At 60.3% G+C, this 18,876-nt stretch carries 1 protein-coding gene; it reads left to right on the top strand.

Annotation, left to right across the window (positions count from 1 at the left end; genetic code table 11):
- The first annotated feature begins 306 nt into the window (after positions 1–306).
- Positions 307–18,513, top strand: a complete 18,207-nt coding sequence (locus tag FHW37_RS34485) for a beta strand repeat-containing protein (protein WP_210249294.1) — start codon at positions 307–309, stop codon at positions 18,511–18,513.
- The last annotated feature ends 363 nt before the right edge of the window (positions 18,514–18,876 follow it).

The raw sequence follows: 18,876 nt of genomic DNA, 5'->3' as shown, positions 1-18,876 counted from the left end.
ACCGGCGCAGGGCCTTTCTGTAAAAATATTGAATGCCGGGAAGCTTATATTGGCGGCTTTTACAGTCGATATCGCGAATCTGCAGCAATTTTCACGTGCGGCAGTGCCGTTCTTTATTGCGATACTTGAGGCAGTTTAGTGCGTTTCAGCTTTCATTCAGAAGGTCTTTCCCCGGCCAAATTAACCGTTCGTCAATAAAAGCGCTGGGGCTGCATAACCGGGTATATCTGCAAGGTTAAGGAAGTCTTGCTTTATAACCGGGTGCGGAGTTCATTGCGGCACAGTTCTTGTTTTGGGGATAGAGTCATGTCCGTTGAAGATCCGCGCCTGTCGAGCATTTCCGAAGAAAACATGGGCGAGAATTTCTTGTCCGACATTCAGGAAGAGATTGCATTGTCGTCGGATACTTCCCCAATTGCGGAAGAGATCCGGGTTGCACAGGCTGGCGACACCCGCACGCCGACCACCGGTCGCGTTCCGGCTGATAATGGCGCCCCTGCCGCTCCGACCACTCCGGTCCGTACCGAAGTAACCCCGGACGCCGGCAATATCGCCCATCTCCCGGCCAATGTTTCGATCGACGATATCAAGATCGAAGGCGCCGACCTCGTCCTCGTCCAGGCCGACGGAACGGAAATCGTCATCATCGGCGGTGCGGCCAAGATCCCGACCATGCTGATCGGCGAAGTCGAAGTGCAGCAGCAGGTTCTGTTCGCAGCGCTCGGAGATAGCGGCATCAACGTCGCGGCCGGTCCGGATGGTTCCTATAGCGGCAGCGCCCGTCCGGGCAGCTCCGGCGCCGACTTCCAGGATTCGATCGAGCAGAACAACGGCGCCCCGATCACGCTCGCATCGCTCCTCGGCGACACGACTTTCGGCGACGGTGGTCCGGCGGATGCGCAGACGACCAATGACGGTCAGCCGACTGCCGTTTCCTCTGCGACGCCGTTCGCACTGTCCGAATCGCTGCTCGCCGATGGCGTTGCCGATAACGAGACGATCAATGGCCAGCTGATTTTCGATCCGGGCGCAGACAATGGCGTGATCTCGTCGATCGCCTATACGGGCAAAGCTGAACTGACCTCCGGCGGTCACACGGTTGCTGTCGCCGTTTCGGCCGATGGCCTGACAATTACGGGCACGATCACGGTTGGTGGCGTCACCAGCACCGTTTTCACCCTGCATGTCACCAATATTTCGACCGGCGAGTTCACCTTCACACAGTCGCTGCCGCTCGATCACTCGGGCATCGGCGCGGTCGGCGCAAATGACATTCTCGGCCTCGGCTTCAGCTTCACGGTCACCGACAAGGATGGCGACGCCTCGACCGGCACGTTCACCGTCAACATCGCCGATGACGGCCCGTCGGTCGGCGGCTCGGTCACGCTCGCTTCCGTCAACGAAGACGATCTGGCAACCGGCAATGACGATGGCGATTCCCGCGAAAGCCTCGTCTCCTCCGCCTCGCTCAACATCGACTGGGGTGCAGATAATAATGTGAAGGGCGAAAGCGCCGGCGATACGTTCGGCCGGTCGATCTCCATCGATGGCCTGCCGCAGAACCTGACCTCCGGCGGTATCGCGATCGTTTATGGCGCGCCGACGGTCTCTGCCAACGGCACGGTTACGATCACCGCCTTCCAGGGCGCAAACGGCCCGGCCGTCTTCACCATCACGCTCGACCCGACTTCCGAACACGGCACGGCGACGTTCCAGCTGACGGGCGTTCTCGACCACGCGGCCGGCAGCAATACGATGGCGCTGACCTTCGGCTTTACCGCGACCGATGCCGACGGCGATTCCGTCGGCGGCAGCTTCTCGATTTCCGTCGAAGACGATATCCCGACCGTCGCCGCCAATGCGACCGTTCTGCTCGACGACGATGCACTCGATGGCGGCAATGCCGGCGGCAACGGCGATACGGTCGACTCCGCCAATGCGACCGGCATTCTGGCGCATAGCTACGGCGCTGACGGCACCGGTTCGGTTCTCTGGCTGTCCAGCGGCCTGACGCTGCCTTCCGGCTTCACCGCTACTGTTTCTGCCAACGGCACGGTTCTGACGATTTCGCAGGGCGACCGCGCCGTCCTGCAGCTGACGATCACCGACTCGGCAACCGGCGCCTATCAGGTCAAGCAGCTTGCCCAGATCGATCATCCGCAGGGCACGACGCCCGGCACGGAAGACAATCTTGCTTTCACGGTTTCCTATCAGGTCACCGACAAGGACGGCGATACGGCTGTCGCTCCTGGCAAGCTGACGATCAGCGTCAATGACGATATCCCGACCGTTGGCGAAAATGCGATGGTCAAGCTCGATGACGATGCCTTGGACGGCGGCAATCCGGGCGGCAATGGCGACGATGTCGACTCCGCCAATGCGACCGGAATTCTTTCACACAGCTACGGAGCCGATGGTGCCGGCTCGGTCCTTTGGATTTCAAGTGGCTTGACGCTGCCTTCCGGTTTTACCGCAGTCATTTCTGGAGGAGGCACGGTCCTGACGATTTCGCAGGGCGACAAGGCCGTCCTGCAGCTGACCATCACCAATTCGGTAACGGGCGCCTACGAAGTCAAGCAGCTGGCCGCCATCGATCACCCGCAAGGTACGACACCGGGTCTCGAAGACAACCTCTCCTTCACGGTGTCCTACCACGCAACTGATAAGGACGGCGACACGGCGGCTACTCCCGGCAAGCTGACCATCACTGTCAATGACGACATTCCGACCGTCGGCGAAAATGCCATCGTTCGACTGGACGACGACGCGCTCGGCGGCAACAGCGGTGGCGAGGGCGGTGGTGAAGTCGCTCTGCTCCGTGCCGAAGGCTCGACCGGCAATCCGGGCGGCGATGGCGACGAGGTCGACTCCGCCAATGCAACGGGCATTCTGGCGCATAGCTATGGTGTGGACGGTCCGGGATCTGTCCTTTGGCTTTCGAACGGTCTGACGCTGCCGGAAGGTTTCTCCGCCAAGCTTTCCGAAGACGGTAAGGTTCTGACCATTTCGCAGGGCGAAAAGGCCGTTCTGTCCCTGACGATCACGGACAGCGTGACCGGCGCCTATGAAGTCAAGCAGCTCGCCGCGATCGACCATAAGGGTACGACCCCTGGCTTCGAGGACAATGTCCTCTTCACGGTTTCATACCAGGTCAAGGATCACGACGGCGATGCCGCTGCAACGCCCGGCAAGCTGACGATCAGTGTTAACGACGACACGCCTACCGTTTCCGAAAATGCGACCGTCCTGCTCGATGACGACGCGCTGACCGGCGGCAATGCCGGCGGCGAGGGCGATGATGTCGACTCCGCCAATGCGACCGGCATCCTGGCGCACAGCTATGGCGCCGATGGCCCTGGCTCCGTCCTGTGGCTGTCCGAAGGCCTGAACCTGCCGGAAGGTTTCTCCGCCAAGGTTTCCGAAGATGGCACCATCATGACCATCTCGCAGGGCAACCGCGCCGTGCTGTCGCTGACGATTACAGACACCGTCACCGGTGCCTATGAAGTGAAGCAGCTGGCACCGATCAACCACACGGTTGCCGGCACCGAAGACAACGTCTCCTTCACTGTTTCCTACCAGGCGACCGATCACGACGGCGATTCCGCCGCAACGCCGGGCACTCTGACGATCAATGTCGACGACGACACGCCGACCGTCGGCAAGAATGTCGTCCTCAATAGCGTCAACGAAGACGATCTCCTGCTTGGCAATGATCTGATCAAGGAATCGCTCAGCAGCTCCGCCTCGCTTGGCGTCTCCTGGGGTGCCGACAATGCCAAGGTTGGCGACGAAGGTGCGGTAACGCACCGCACGCTGAGCTTCAATGGCCTGTCCGACTCGCTGACGGGTCTGACCTCGAACGGTTATGCGCTGCAGGCCGGCACGGTCACGACGCTTGCCAATGGCGGCCAGACCGTCACTGTCTACAACACCCATGGCGATGCCGTCTTCAAGCTGACGCTTGACCCGACCACCGCGAATGGCAGCGTCAAGTTCGAGCTTCTCGGCAATCTCGACCACCACAGCGGCAATACGAATGTTGATACGCTGACGCTGAACTTCGGCTTCACGGCTGCCGACAGCGACGGCGATACCGTCAATGGCGGCTTCTCGATCGACGTCAAGGACGACAAGCCGGTCTGGCTTGGCGCAACCAACAGCACTGTCGAGGAAGAAAACCTTCCGGGCGGTAACGAGGATACCAACGGTACCGGCGATGCCGACTTCCGCATTCCGTTCATCGGCACCTTGGTCGATGTGATCGGCAAGAGCTCGTTCGGCACGCTCGGCATTTCCTGGGGCGCCGACAATGCGAACCCGAGCGCCGGTGGGACCGGTCCGAGCGATGGCTCGATCGTTGCCGACCGTTCGGTCGTCTTCAGCGGCATCACCGAAGGTTCGGCCGTCATGGTCGGCGGCTCGCAGCTCACCTCCGACGGCAAGGGGGTCTATTATCACCTGTCTGCCGACGGCCAGACCCTGATCGGCTCCACCAGCCAGACCGGCGAAGGCGGCACGGTGGTCTTCACTGTTGCCCTCAGCGACAGCGGTCTTCTCAGCGCCGGCCGTTACGATTTCACGCTCAATGCGACGCTCGATCATCCTGCCGGTAACGGCGAAAACAAGATCGATCTCGGCTTCAACTTCACCGCGACAGATAGCGATGGCGACAGCGTCAACGGCTCCTTCACGGTCTCGGTTCTCGACGACAGCCCGGTTCAGGGCACGGCCGTCGGCAGCAGCCTGACCGAAGACGATATCTCGACCTATCCGGCAACGGATGCGACGCCCGATGTCGACAAGACCAAGACGGATCCGACTTCGCTCGGCATCTCGTGGGGCGCGGATGACGATATCCGCGGCGCTGGCGACACGTTCGGCCGTACCGTGCATTTCGCGACGGCAATCGGCGATGTCGGCGCTGCGACCTACCAGTCCAATCAGGCATCCACGATCGGCCTCTCGTTCGCTGGCGCTTTGGATAACAAGCTGACCTCCGGCGGCGTCTCGCTCGTCTATGTCATCACCGATACCGAGAATGGCGGCCAGATCCTGACTGCCCACAAGGGCACTGCGACCGGCGCGACGATCTTCGAAGTCGTGCTCGATCCGACCTCGACCAATGGCAGCTACACGTTCGAGCTCAAGGGCGAACTCGACCATGCCGCCGGCACGGATCCGCTCAAGCTGACCTTCACCTTCCGCGGCACGGATGCCGATGGCGATGCCGGCAACCGCGCGACCTTCATCGTGCAGATCGCCGACGATGCGCCGGTTCAGGGCACGGTCGGCGTTCCTGCCATCACGCTCAACGAAGACAACGTTTCGCATTATCCGGCAACGGACGGAACGCCGGGCAATGTCACCAAGACCGGTGCAACGTCCCTCGGCATCTCTTGGGGCGCGGATGACGACATCCGCGGCGAGACGAACGGCGACACCTATGGCCGTACCGTTGGCTTCTCCAAGGCTGATGGCACGATCGCTTCCGCCACGACCACGACCGACGCTTCGCTGTTCGGTCTTGCGATCACCGGTGGCACGCTGACCTCCGGCGGCGAATCCCTTGTCTATACCCTGACCGTCGGCGCCAATGGCGGCCAGACGCTCACCGCCTATATCCATGACAGCACGACGAAGGTGTTCCAGATCGTTCTCGATCCGACCACGTCGAACGGCTCCTACACGGTCGAGATCTTCAAGGAACTCGATCACCTGGCGAACTCCGACTCCGCAACGCTGTCATTCAATTTCCGCGGCACCGATGCCGATGGCGACAAGGCAGCTCTCGGCACTGCGACCGTTACCATCGCTGACGACCAGCTGGTTGTCGGCAATCCGCAGAGCGGCGAAGTTGACGAAGACGGTTATCCGCAGCTCGTCTCGGGCGCCGGCAATCCCGGTCCGCTGTTCGGCGCGGGCGATGCCCCCCTCGTTGATACGGTCACCACCCGTAGCCTCAACATTTCCTGGGGTGCGGATGATGCCAACAAGAGCGTCAATGGCGGTTATAACGGCACCCAGGTCATGGGCGATCGTTCGGTCGTGTTCGGCACCAATTCGGTTCCTTCGGACCTGACCTCCAACGGCTTCAAGATCGTTTATGAAGTCAGCGCCAACGGCACCGAACTGAATGCCTACCGTTATCAGGATGGCCATTATGTCGGCGCCAATGGTGAAGATCTCGGAGCCGAAAAGGCTGGTGCCGCCGTCTTCAAGGTGACGCTGTCCGACGTCGGCTCCGGCTCCTACACGTTCACGCTGCTCGACAATATCGACCACGCCCGTGGCAACGAAGAGAATAACACCGATCTGAACTTCCAGTTCGTTGCCCGTGATGCGGATGGCGATGCGGTCACGAAGAGCTTCTCGGTCTCGATCGACGACGATACGCCGGTCTTCACCTCGATCTTCCCGGCTTCCGGTTCGGTCAGCGAACACAATATCAACACGGAAACCCAGGTCACGACCGGCACGACCCAGTCGCTCAACATTTCCTGGGGCGCAGACCAGGGCAATGCCGTCGTTGATGGCGGCACGACCAGCGCGCAGGGCGACCGTTATGTCGTGTTCAACAGCAATCCGGTTCCGAACGGCCTGACCTCGAACGGTCATGCGATCGTTTACGAAGTCACTGCCAATGGCACGCTGCTGACGGCCTACCGCTTCGAAGGCGGCCATTATGTCGGCGTCAACGGCGAGAATCTCGGAACGGAAAAGGCCGGCGCTGCCGTCTTCACGGTCTCCCTGTCCGACCAGAATTCCGGCTCGTTCACCTTCACCCTGATCGACAATCTCGACCATGACGGTTTGCTCCAGGGCGGCACGGTCACCCTCGGCTTCGGCTTCAAGGCGGTCGATGGCGATGGCGATGGCCTCAATGGCAGCTTTGTCGTTTCGGTCAATGACGATACGCCTTCGCTCACCAGCGTCGCCAATTCCGCCGTCGACGAAGACGGCCTGCCGGGCGGCAATGAAGGCGATACCTATACGGGTCTGATCGGTGTCAACGCCGACCTGCCCGGCAAGGCAACCTCGACCGGTGCCGTCAGCCTCGGCGTCAACTGGGGTGCGGATGCGGACCTCAAGTCTGAAAACCTCAACACCAATGCCACCGATGATCCGATCGGCCGTGAAGTGGCCTTCGTCCGCGCCAACGGTAATCAGGTTGTTGAAATCAGCACTGGCAAGATCAGCGACAACAACGTTTCGAACTACCTCGGCTCGACCTTCGCAAGCCTGAAGTCCGACGGTGTTTCGCTCGACTACCGTATCGACTACCTGCGCGACAGCGCCGGTCACTGGAACGGCGGTTATGTGCTGACGGCCTATAAGGACGGTACGGACGCGACCGTTGCGGCCAACCAGGTCTTCAAGGTCACGATCGATCCGACTGCCGATCACGGCAGCTACAAGTTCGACCTCCTCGGCAATCTCGACCACAGCGTCGCCAATGCCGAAGACGACATCAACCTGACCTTCAACTTCCGTGCAACGGACTCGGATGGTGACTCTACCGGCCGCGGCAGCTTCACCGTCACCGTCGATGACGATGCTCCGATCGCCAAGATCGATGTCGTCTCCGCCAACGCGCTTCTCAGCGACGAGACCGCCGGCGCGGATGCCGGCACGGATGACCAGAGCGGCGTTGTGCCTGCGATCTTCTCGGCGGCCCAGCATTCCAGCCTGACCGGCCTCACGGCCATCGGCTGGTCGCAGCAGGCCAACATGGTCACGACCGCCGGCAGCAATTACGGTGCTGACGGTGCCGGCTCGCAGTCGCTCGCACTCACTACCTCGACCGGTGCAGCGTTCAACGGGACCCAAGATTCGGGCCTGCAGACGCTGAACGGCACGCATATCATGCTGCAGACCGACGGCAATATCGTGCTCGGCACGGCAAACGGTGCGGTTGTGTTCGCCCTGTCGATCGACGGCAGCGGCACAGTCTCCATGGTCCAGTACCAGGCGATCAAGCATTTCGACACGACGATTGCGAACGGCACGAACGAAACCTCGACGCTGAACGGCGTCTACGTCACCACCACGATCTCCGACCGCGAAAACGACACGACCACGGCGACGACGACCTCGCAGCTCGACATCAAGGTGCGCGACGACGCACCGACCGTTTCCGCGATCCAGACGGGTGTCACCGTTGACGAAGACGGCCTTGCGACCGGCAACGGCGCCTATAACGATGGTTACGACGGCGATACGGCGGCGCATGCCAAGTCCGCCAGCGCCAACCTGTCCTACAGCTTCGGCACGGACGGCGCAGCCTCGGCTGCTTCCGACATCGTCTTCGCGACGAACAACCTTACTGCTCTCGGCCTGAAGTCGCTCGGCTCGACCATCAGCTACAGCTGGAACGACACGACCAACACGCTGACGGCGACTGTCGGCACCGGCAATAACGTCCAGACCGTCTTCACGCTCAAGGTGACGGATGTCGCCACCGGCGCCTACACGTTTACGCTCGAGCGGCCGCTGGATCACAGCACCACTGCCGGCGTGAACAAGGAAGACGATATCAAGCTCGACTTCAACTTCACCATCCAGGATGGTGACGGCGACAAGGCGAGCGGCACCGTCCAGGTGACGATCAACGACGACGCGCCCTATATCGGCTCGCCAGAGTCGGAATCCATCTCGGAAGTCAATCTTCCCTACACCCTGATCGGACCCGGCAATGACGAGGCCAATGCCGATGGTCCGAACTCCGTCGTCCGTCGCGGCGATCTCGATATCCACTGGGGCGCCGACAACCGCAATGCGCTTACCGGTCCGGATATTTCCGTCCGCTTCGACAGCCATATCGTTGCTCCGGCAGGGCTGACCTCCGATGGCAATGCCATCAAGTACAGCCTCAGTGCCGACGGTACTGTTCTGACCGCCTCGACCGGCAGTGGTTTCAGCACCCAGATCATCTTCACCGTATCGCTCAGCGACAGCGGCTCCGGCCAGTACACGTTCCGGCTCTACGGCAATATCGATCATCTCGGTAACGACAGCGCCAGCAAGACGCTCAATTTCGGCTTCACTGCCACGGACAGCGACAACGACTCGGCAAGCAGTAGCTTCTCGGTCACCATCGTCGACGGCGGCCCGTCGATCGGCAGGGTTGAAAACGAGACCGTCAACGAGAGCAACCTGCCGACCGATCTCGGCGACGTTATCCTCGCGGACACCGATTTTTCGACAATCCAGCGCGGCGATCTCAACATCAACTGGGGTGCCGACGACAATAATTCGGGTGTGGCGAACCGCTCCGTCACCTTCGACGGCATCGTCAACGGTGCAGATTCCGGCCTGACCCATGATGGCGTGGCAATCAAGTATGTCCTCTCGGCTGACGGAACCGAACTGGTCGGCAAGGCAGGCAATACGACCGTCTTCACGGTGTCGCTGTCTGACAGCGGTGACGGCACCTATACGTTCACGCTCCTCGACAATATCGATCACACCGGCAATAACGGCACCAGCGCAACGCTGACCTTCGGCTTCAAGGCGACGGACAGCGACGGCGACACGGCAACCAGCTCGTTCAATGTTACGATCATCGACGATGTGCCGGTTGCCGGCACGCCGGCGCGCAGCGGTCTCGAAGAGGCAAGCGGCAGCCCGGCCGTCAGCGATGTTTCGCTCGGCATCGACTGGAAGAGCGACAACAACAATGACAGCAACAGCACGGCCGATCGTTCGGTGAAGTTCACCAGCGCAACGCCTGCCGCCAATGTCGTCAATGCAGCAGGCCAGCCTCTGACGCTGACCTCGAACGGGCAAACCCTGTCCTACGCGCTGGTGGCCGGCGTGCTTGTCGCCTACATCAACGGCGATCCGGCCGTTGCCGCGAACAAGGTGTTCGAAGTATCGCTCAGCGACAACAACAGCGGCAGCTACACGTTCACGCTGCACCAGCCGCTCGACCACGGCATTCCGAGCGGCAATAGCGACTATCTCGACCTGCGCTTCCTCTACACCGCCATCGACAGCGACGGTGACGGCAGCAATGCGAGCTTCACGGTCCGCGTCGATGCGGCCGGCGATATCAGCAACTTTGGTCAGAACATCAGCTATGGCGATGTCAGCTCCGGCGTCTTCGTCAACCTCGGCGACAATTCCGTCACGGTGAATGGCCAGACGGTTGCCGGCGACACCGCGACCGACATTGCTTCGGTCAGCGACAAGGTGCTCGGCATCGACAAGATGAATGGCATCGTCAACATCACCGGTGGTGCCGGTAACGACATCCTGGTCGGCAGCGACGGCAACAACACGATCAGCGGCGGCGCCGGCAACGACACCATCATTGGTGGCCTCGGCAACGATACGCTCGACGGCGGCGCCGGCAACGACCTGTTCATCTATAAGGTCGGCGATGGCAATGACCGGATCAATGGCGGCACCGAGACCGGAACGACCTTCCCGGATTATGACATCCTTCATATCGAAGGCGACGATACGGCGCGGACCTTCACGATCGGGACGATCACTGGCGGCTCGGAAATCGGTTCTTCGCAGTCCAAGGATATCACGGTCGGTTATACCGGCCCGAACGGCGCAACCATCCGCGCCGATGAGATCGAAGGCATTGACATCGTCGCCGGCACTGGCGCGATCACGGTCAATATCGGCAATCTCAACGACACAGCAGTTCTGCCGAACACGATCCACATCACCGGTAGCAATTCGACGACGGGCGATGTGGTCGATGCCAGCGGCATTCTGGCCGGCAACCCGGTCTCGGTCGTGTTCGACGGCAATGACGGTAATGACGTGTTCATCGGCGGCGCCGGCAATGATGTCGTGCGCGGCGGAACCGGCAACGATACGATCACCGGCGGCCTCGGTGCCGACACGATCGATGGCGGTGCCGGCAGCGACACGATCAATCTCGGCGTCGACACGACCTATGGCAACGGTGCAAACATCAGCGTGACGGTTGAAGGCGGCACGACGTTCAACGCCAGCCTCGCCGACAAGGCCGGCACGCTGGACACGATCGATGGCGGCGCGGATATCGGTGACACGATCAATCTCGTCACCTCCAACAGCCAGGGCTTCCTGCTCGACGGCAACACGACCTCGATCAAGGGCGTCGAAAAGATCGTCGGTACGAGTGGTGATGACATCATCATTCTCAAGGCCAACTATCAGAGCGACGAGGCTGCAGGCCGCACGACCATCGAAGGCGGCGCGGGCAAGGATCTCATCGTCGGCGGTGCCGGTAATGACGTGCTCGACGGCGGCGAGGGCGACGACACGCTCTTCGGCGGTTCGGGTGCAGACATCCTGAAGGGCGGCGCCGGCAATGACGCGCTCTGGGGCGGCAAGGGTTCCGACAACCTGTTCGGCAACGGCACCAGCAATATCGGTTCTGACATCAATGCGACCGTCGGGGAATCCGACAGCGCCAACTATCAGAGCGCTTCGAGCAATTACCGCGTGTTCTTCAACCCTGCCTTCGGAAGTGCGCCCGGTTACGCCGGCCTCGCTCTCTGGCAGGTGGAGACCCTTTCCGGCGCGCCGGAATTCATGAGCGGTGGCCCGACCAGCAATACCGACAATCTCTACGGTATCGAGTTGATCAAGTTTGCCAACGGTGTCGTGCTCGACCTCAATGATGCTGTCCGCGTCTTCGACGGCAACTATCTGATCGGCACGTATGACACGATCCAAGAGGCCAATAACGCGTCCTCGACGCTCGCCGGCTACCGGATCGAGCTGGTTGGCACGATCGTCAACGAATCCGCGACGATCACCAAGGAAGGCCTCACCGTCGTCGGCGGCGCCGACGATACCGGCATCACGCTGACGCTGAGCGGTGTCCAGAACATCACGCTCGGCGGCCAGGCTCCGATCAATGTCATCGGCAATGACGCCAATAACGGTGTCCAGGGCAATGACGGCGACAACGTCATTACCGGCAAGACCGGCAATGACACGATGAAGGGCGGTGCAGGCAACGACACGTTCGTCCTCGGTGCCGATCTCTCGGATGCGACGCCTTATGGCCCGCGTAACATGCTGCTCGGCGACGGCTCGACCGTTGCGGTGGCACTGACCGGCATGGCCGGCACGGGCGACAATATCGAAGGCGGCAGCGGCTACGACAAGGTCGTGCTCAACGCCGAAGGTTCTGCCGGCTTCGTGCTCGACAACCTCAATGCATCGAACACCTTTACCGGTGTCGAGGAGATTGTCGGTACGTCCGGTGCGGATGTCATCCTGATGCGCTCCGACTATGTGAGCGACGCCGTTGGCGGTGGCATCAAGATCGATGGCGGCGCAGGCGCCGACCATATCGGCGGCGGTGCGGGCAATGACCTGCTTCTCGGCGGCGACGGCAATGACGTCATTTCGGGCCTCGGCGGTGACGACGAGATCCATGGCGGCAACGGCAGCGACGAGCTGTGGGGTGGTGACGGCAGCGACACGATCTACGGCGATGCCGGCAATGACACGATCATCGGCGGCAAGGGCAATGACACGCTCTTCGGCGGCGCAGGTTACGACAATTTCTATTACACGGTTGGCGACGGCGTCGACACGATCGACGGTGGTGCGGACAGCGACTATCTGAACGTGACCAGCGGTGCCGGCGATGACAAGGCGGTCATGACGCTGACCGCTGGCGGCTTCACGCTCGATATCGATGGCGACGGCATCGTCGATATCATCGCGACGAGCGTTGAAAACATCACGCTCAACCAGGCGGATGGCGCCGACAAGCTGACGCTCACCGGTCTCGGAACCGGCGAAACGATCAATGTCGAGGGCAATTCCAATCTGCTGAGCATCTATGGCAGCGGCATTCCGTCGATCTACGCGATCAGCACCGGCGAACTCACGATCGAAGGCAAGGGCGGCGACGATACGATCGATGCCCACCTCTTGAACACCAGCGGCCCGCAGGTTGCCGTCACGCTTGACGGTGGCGAGGGCAATGACACGATCATCGGCTCGGCCGGAGACGACAAGCTCTATGGTGGTGCCGGCAATGACACGATTTCCGGTGGCAAGGGCAGCGATCTGATCGATGGCGGTGACGGCATCGATACGGTCAGCTATGCCGGCGACGCTGCAGGCGTCTATGTCCAGCTCGGTTCGGGCTGGGCGACTTCACGTGCTGATGCACAGGCCTTGGGTTATGCCGGTCTCGTGGCTGGTATCAACGACGGTTCGGTCGAGCATGACACGCTGGTCAGCATAGAAAACGTCACCGGTACCGACTATGCCGATATCATCCAGGGCAGCAGCGGCGATAACGTCATCAAGGGTGGCGGCGGTGCCGACTGGATCTCGGGCGGCGCGGGTGACGACAAGCTCTACGGCGAGGCCGGCAATGATACGCTGGTCGGCGGTGCAGGCTCCGATCTTCTCGATGGCGGCGACGGTATCGATACGGCCGACTATGCCGGCGAAAGCGCTGGCATCTATGTTCAGCTCGGCTCGGGCTGGCAGACCTCAATCGCTGCAGCGCAGTCGATGAGCTACGCCGATCTTGCGACTGCCGTAAACAACGGCACGGTCGAACACGACACGCTGGTCAGCATCGAGAACATCACCGGCACGAATTATGCCGATATCATCAACGGCAGCAGCGGCGACAACGTCATCCACGGCGGCGGCGGTGCCGACTGGATCATGGGCGGTGCCGGCAACGACACGCTCTACGGTGATGATGGAAACGACACGCTGGTCGGCGGAACCGGTAACGACACGCTTTATGGCGGCGCCGGCAACGACACGTTCAACTACACGACCGGCGACGGCGTCGACACGATCGACGGCGGCGCAGACACGGATACGCTGAATGTCACCGGCTCGGCGGCGAACAACGTGTTCACCATCAGCAACAATGACGGTGATGCAAAGCTGGAAGTCGGCGTCGACGGCTCGACCTCTTCGGTCACCAATGTCGAAGAGATCGTCATCAACGGTGGTGCCGGCAACGACACGCTGACCGTCTCCGGCAACCTGAACGGCACCGGTCTCGCCCAGAACACGATCACCTTCAATGGTGGCGAGGGTGACGACACGCTGGATGTTTCCGGCCGGCTTTCGGCGCACCGCGTCGTGGCCGACGGCGGCAACGGATCGGAAACTGCGGGTGACAAGGTCATCCTCGGCTTCGGTTACGATGCGGCGAACGACGTCTACACCAAGGTCTATGCGGCCGACGGCACGACCGTGATCGGCGCCGAGATCACTCATATGATCAATGGTGCCTCCGTCACCGACAAGTTCACGAATTTCGAGAATTTCGTCTTCACCGACGGCACGACCATCAAGCTGGACGATCTCTTCGATCCGGTCCTGCATGCAGTCTCGACGGCAACGGCCTATACGGAGCCGGATGGTTCCAACGAAAACGGGTCCTTCATCTTCGCCAATCTCGGCGTCACGGTGACGGATGTCGACAGCACGGCCTTCACCAAGATCGTCATGACGATCTCCGACCCGCTGGCCGGCGATCTCCTCAACATGTCCACGTCGGCCGGTGGCCGCACGCTGGCCGGTGGTATCGTCCTGCAGTTCGTCAACCAGAACAACAGCGTCGGCGGACACGGATCGGAAATTACCGTCAGCCGGGTTGATGGCAGCACGCTTTCGGCAGCCCAGGTTGCCGAAGCGATCAAGCTGGTCCGTTTCGTGACCGGCGACGAGGTTGCCTCCGACACGCCGGACCGGCATGTCAACATCTCGGTTTACGACGAAAGCGGCTCGGCCAGCGCCCCGCTGAAGGTGACCGTTGATGTCACCGGCACCAACGACACGCCGACCTGGGATGGCAACACCCAGCTTTCCATCACCACTGCCGAAGACACGCCGCTCAATCTGGCCAATGCCGGCCTCAAGGACAGCGATATCGAAGCGAGGGATCGCGACGGCGACGGGCAGGTCACGCTGACGCTTTCCGTCCAGCACGGAACGCTGCATATCGATTTGACCGGCTTCGGTAACAATATTTCGATCGTTTCCGGTCAGGACACCGGCACGGTCGTGCTTACCGCCATCAACAAGTCGGTCATGGACGACCTGCTGCTGAAGGGGCCTGACAACGGAGCGAAGACCAGCGGCGTTACCTATACGCCGACCCTGAACTACAACGGCCCCGACCACCTGTCGCTGACGATGAACGATCAGGGCGATCTCGGCATCGGCCCGGCAAAGGAAGCGACCAAGACGATCGACATCAACGTGACGGCCGTCAATGACGCGCCGGAACTGGCGGCGACCAACACGACGATCGCCTATGTCGAGCCGGACGGTACGAACTATTCGAAGCTCGATGGTTACAAGCTGCTGGCAAGCACCAACCTGACGGTAACGGACGTCGACAGCGACCATTACGCCTCGATCAAGCTGACCTCGGACAAGCCCGGTGACACGCTGTTCATCCGCCAGTCGGACCAGACCGGCCTGGTGCTCAACAATGGCTCGATCACCATCACCCAGAGTGAAAAGGCGGGCAGCGAGCTGATCATCACCAAGGCTGGCGGCGGCACGTTCACTGCGGCCGAACTGAATGCCATCCTCAAGACGGTCATCTTCCACTCGGCCGAACAGACGGCTGTGAGCGAGACCCATCACGTCTCGGTCGTCGTCACCGACGATGGCGGCGCATCAAGCGCTCCGCTGACGCTGACCTACAATGTCAGCGGCACGAACGATACGCCGACAGCCGCCACCAACACGACCGGCGATCGGACGATGGAAGTGACGATCGACGAAGACGGCAAGCTGGAATTCAACGACCCGACCTTCAGCGACACGAAGATCACCTTCGAGGATCGCGACGGCGATGCTCCCGGCCAGCTAACGCTTTCCGCGACGCATGGGACGATCACTCTTGATCTCACCCACTATGCAAGCCTTGGTCTGACGGTCGTCTCTGTCGACGGTCATGCCGCCGGCAATGGGCCGATCTATGCCGGTGCAACGATCGTGCTGACCGGCATGGCTGGCAATAACGGCCCACTCGATCAGATCATCGATGCCGACAGTGGTACCGCAATCAGCTACAAGCCGGATGCGAACTATAACGGCGACGCCACGGTGAAGCTTACCTACAGCGATCTGGGCGACCAGGGTCTCGATGCTAAGGAAGTCAGCCAGACAATCACTGTGCATATCACTCCGGTTAACGATGATCCGGTCATTGGCTCCGGTGATTTTGCCGGTACTGTCATCGAAGATGCGACACCTGCTCCGGCATCTGTCGAATTGGTCAAGGACGGCACTTTCGGTGGCTACGCGAATTGGGAAATCGTGAAGGGCGAAGGCAGTTGGAGTGGCGGCGGTTCCGTCGGCGGCAGTAATGTCTACCAGTTCTATTCACACTCCACGACGCCCGATACATTGTCGCAAACGCTTCAGACTGCAGAAGGCGGACTCTATGAGGTTCGCTTCCAGATCGGCAGATCCTATGGCTGGATCGATACCGGTATGACCGTGACCTGGAATGGACAGACCTATTTCGCCAAGGCCGGAGCGGACATTCCGAACACCGGCAGCGACGCGGCACCTCTCGTCGAATTTAGCTTCATGGCAGTGGCTACATCTGCTTCCACAAAGCTTACCTTTGCCGGCTACGGTGTAACCGGCGGGATCAATCTCGACAATATCTCCGTGAAGGCTGTGCCTAGCGAGGGCACTCATGGCGTCATCAACTTTACAGATGTTGATCTCACCGATCAGCATACCGTGACGACGGTTCCGGCTGCCAGCGGCTATCTTGGCACGTTCGTGGCGGCGGTGACCGACGATACGACAGGCGACGGTTCCGGCAAGGTGTCCTGGCACTTCGCAGTGGACGAAAGCTCACTGCAATATCTGACTGCCGGACAGATTGTCGACCAGACCTATCAGATCAAGATTGCAGACGGTCATGGCGGCTTCACGACCCAGGATGTCGTCGTCAGGCTGACGGGGACAAACGATGCTCCGACAATACCGGTCGATACGGATGGCGCGGCGAACAAGGTCGATGAGAATGCCGTAGCTGGTACAGTCGTGGGAATTACCGCTCATTCCACCGATCGGGATGGCGACACGATCCACTATTCGCTGACTGATAATGCTGGTGGGCGTTTCACCATCGATGCGCTGACTGGTGTCGTGACTGTCGCGACTGGAGCTGTTCTCGATTATGAGACGGCGCAATCGCACCAGATCACGGTACAGGCTTCAGACGGAACGCTGGTCTCATCGCAGACGATGACAATTGCCATCGGTGACGTGCAAGAGAATGCGGCACCGGTTGTTCCTAATAAGACCATTGTCGTCGATTACGACGCCAATCGCTTGGCGGCATTCGCAGATCCGAACGGCAGCACTACAAAGTTTTCGATACCTGTGCTGGCACTTTTGCAGGGAGCGACCGATGCCGAAGGGGATGCGCTTTCCGTGACGTCGGTAAGCGGTGCAACATTGTCCGCAGACCACAAATATGTCTTGTTCCCCTACAACTCGGCTGGAAGCTTCGATTACACGGTGTTCGACGGCGTCAATCACGTAACAGCGACTGCGACAATTAATCTCGTCGCCAATGCCGCTGCGGCAGGGACATCAGGTGCGGACTTCCTTATCGATAATTCTGCGGCCGGAGAAAATATCATCGGTGGTGCTGGAAGCGATATTCTGGTGTCGAACACATCGGGTGGCAGCAATCTCTTCGGTGATGGTCCATATACGAACGCCGGTGACGGAACTGGGAATGATCTTCTGATCGGCTCTGACACCGGCAGCGATGGACTTTATGGCGGCAGGGGCAATGATGTCCTTTATGGCCGAGGCGGAAACGATGTCCTCAACGGTGAAGATGGCGATGATATTCTTGTCGGCGGCGCTGGTGCGGATACCTTGAATGGTGGCGCTGGCTTCGACTTCGCCGATTATTCGGGTAGTGCCTCAGCTGTCTTCATCAATCTAAACGACAGCGGGAATGCGACGAACAATCACGGTGGCCAGGGTGACCCCGGTAATGGCCAGCTGAAAGGTGACGCTCTTGGCGACCAGTTGTTAAGCATTGAAGGCCTGATAGGTGGCCTTGGCGACGACTACCTCGCGGGCAATTCGTCCTCGAACACGTTGATCGGCAATGCCGGCGACGACCGTCTCTATGGCGAGAACGGCGACGATATCCTTGCCGGTGGCGCCGGTATGGATACGCTGACCGGTGGAGGTGGCAAGGACACTTTCGTGTTCGATGCAACGGCACTTAATAACCTTGGCATCAAGGACATCATTACGGACTACCATTCGAACGAAGGTGATGCCGTTGATGTCTCGAAGCTTCTCGATACGCTGCTGGGCCACCAAGCATCGCAGGCGGAGGCTACGGCGAACATCCACGCTTCTGTTAGCGGTGGAAATACGGTCATCAGCGCCCAGGTCGCTGCCAACAGCTGGCAGGACATTGCCGTAGTTCAAGGGCATACCGAGGCGGTCAAAATCCTGTTCGACGATCAGAAGCACTCGACTGACATCAATCACGTGTAATGGAAGAGAACAGATCTCTTTTTATCATCGAAAAGGCGCTTCGGCGCCTTTTCTGATTTTATGGCTTCAGGTTAGATCGAATGGCCGAACCTCCGGCAGTCACGGCGCGCCCAAATGTGCGGCAAGAGGATACCGCTTCAGGTGTCGCGAGGGCGGTTAAAGGCGAAGCCGTGTTCGCAGCTGCGGGCGAATCGATCCTGCAATAGTCTTGCCCGAGATGCCTGTCTTAGCGTCCAAAATGCGCTTCGGTATGTTTGCGCGATCCCGATTTACACTTTCTACCAGAGGGCGAATGCTCTCCAATTGTGGCTCGGCGGCTACACTTTGGGCAAATGTATCGCTTCGATGCAGGAACCATTTTTG

The organism is Neorhizobium alkalisoli (genome assembly GCF_007829835.1).
In the GTDB taxonomy this organism is placed as follows: Bacteria; Pseudomonadota; Alphaproteobacteria; order Rhizobiales; family Rhizobiaceae; genus Neorhizobium.
Note: the sequence above shows the minus strand (reverse complement) of the source record. Positions and strands in the feature narration are given on the sequence as shown.